This window comes from Photobacterium sanguinicancri, from assembly GCF_002265265.1.
Classification (GTDB): domain Bacteria; phylum Pseudomonadota; class Gammaproteobacteria; order Enterobacterales; family Vibrionaceae; genus Photobacterium; species Photobacterium sanguinicancri.
In genome coordinates, this window is sequence record NZ_NOIF01000367.1 from 1 (window position 1) to 1,258 (window position 1,258).

Genomic DNA, 1,258 nt, shown 5'->3' on the forward strand with positions numbered 1-1,258 from the left:
TGTAGTGGTCAACTAAAATTGGTCACGGTTTTAGAGCTTTCCCAATATAATCGTTCTGACTCATTGGGAGTTAGACCACCGTTATACTGATGTGGCCTGAGTTGGCAGTAATATCCAATGATGTAGCGAGTGATCTCTTGTTGAGCCTCAGCAAAGCTACGATAACCCACCGTTGGCACCCATTCCGTTTTCAGGCTTCTAAAGAAACGCTCCATCGGCGCATTATCCCAGCAGTTTCCTCGGCGAGATAAACTCTGCTTTATTTGAAAACGCCACAGTAATTGGCGGTATTTACGACTGGTATAGTGACTACCTTGATCGCTATGGAACATGACACCTTTGGGCTTACCGCGAGATTCATAAGCCATCGACAAAGCTTTGCCTGTTAACCGGCTATCAGGTGATAAAGACATCGACCAACCAATCACTTTACGAGCAAAAAGATCGATAACGACCGCTAAATACATCCACCGATTACCCGTCCAAATATACGTAACATCGCCAGCCCAGACTTCATTTGGTGCTGTAACAGCAAACTGACGACCTAAGTGATTTGGAACTTCAATATGCTCTTGTGAAGCCTTTCTGTAACGGTGCTTTGGCTCTTGGCAACTCACTAAACCAAGCGTTTTCATCAGCCTTGTTGCTCGGTATCGACTTAGTTTTACACCCTGGGTTGTGACTATATCTGCAATGGTTCTCGCTCCCGCAGAGCCATTGCTTGCGGCGTGAGCCTCGCTAACCAAGCTGCGAAGTTTCACTGTTTCCGCATTAATTAGCGTTGGACGTTTAAGCCAATAGTTATAACTACTTCGGTGAACATTGAAGACTTCGCATAATGTTTTTACGCTATAGCTCTGCTTGAGTTTCTTGATTATCAAGAATTGTTCAGTGAGTCCGACATCAACAGAGCCGTGGCTTTTTTTAGTATTTCATTGTGCTCTTCAAGGCGAGCCAGCTTCTTTTTTAATTCCCTAATTTCTATTTGCTCAGGGGTCATAGGTGAAGCTTTTGGTGCTTTCCCTTGGCGCTCTTCTCTTAACTGGCGAACCCATTTATCCATCGTGGATTTACCCACATTCATGGCTTGAGCTGCTTCAGTCACTGAATAGTTTTGGTCTAGGACTAACTGCGCCGCTTCTAACTTAAATTCTGCGCTAAATAGTCGTCTTGTACGTTTTGTCATAATGTCACCTGTTAACTTATGAGGTGATAATATCACCTCTAACTAAGTGACCAAATTCACTATGCCACTACA

The 1,258-nt window shown here is 44.0% G+C and carries 1 protein-coding gene; it reads right to left on the bottom strand.

Going from position 1 to position 1,258, the window contains the following annotated elements; all coding sequences use genetic code 11:
- Positions 1 to 8: 8 nt before the first annotated feature.
- Positions 9 to 1,186 (bottom strand): IS3 family transposase gene (locus ASV53_RS24060; protein WP_094958998.1). Its coding sequence is split into 2 segments (ribosomal slippage): positions 9 to 928 and positions 928 to 1,186, totalling 1,179 coding nucleotides; the frame shifts between segments, so codons are not numbered across the junction.
- Between the last annotated feature and the right edge of the window lie 72 nt (positions 1,187 to 1,258).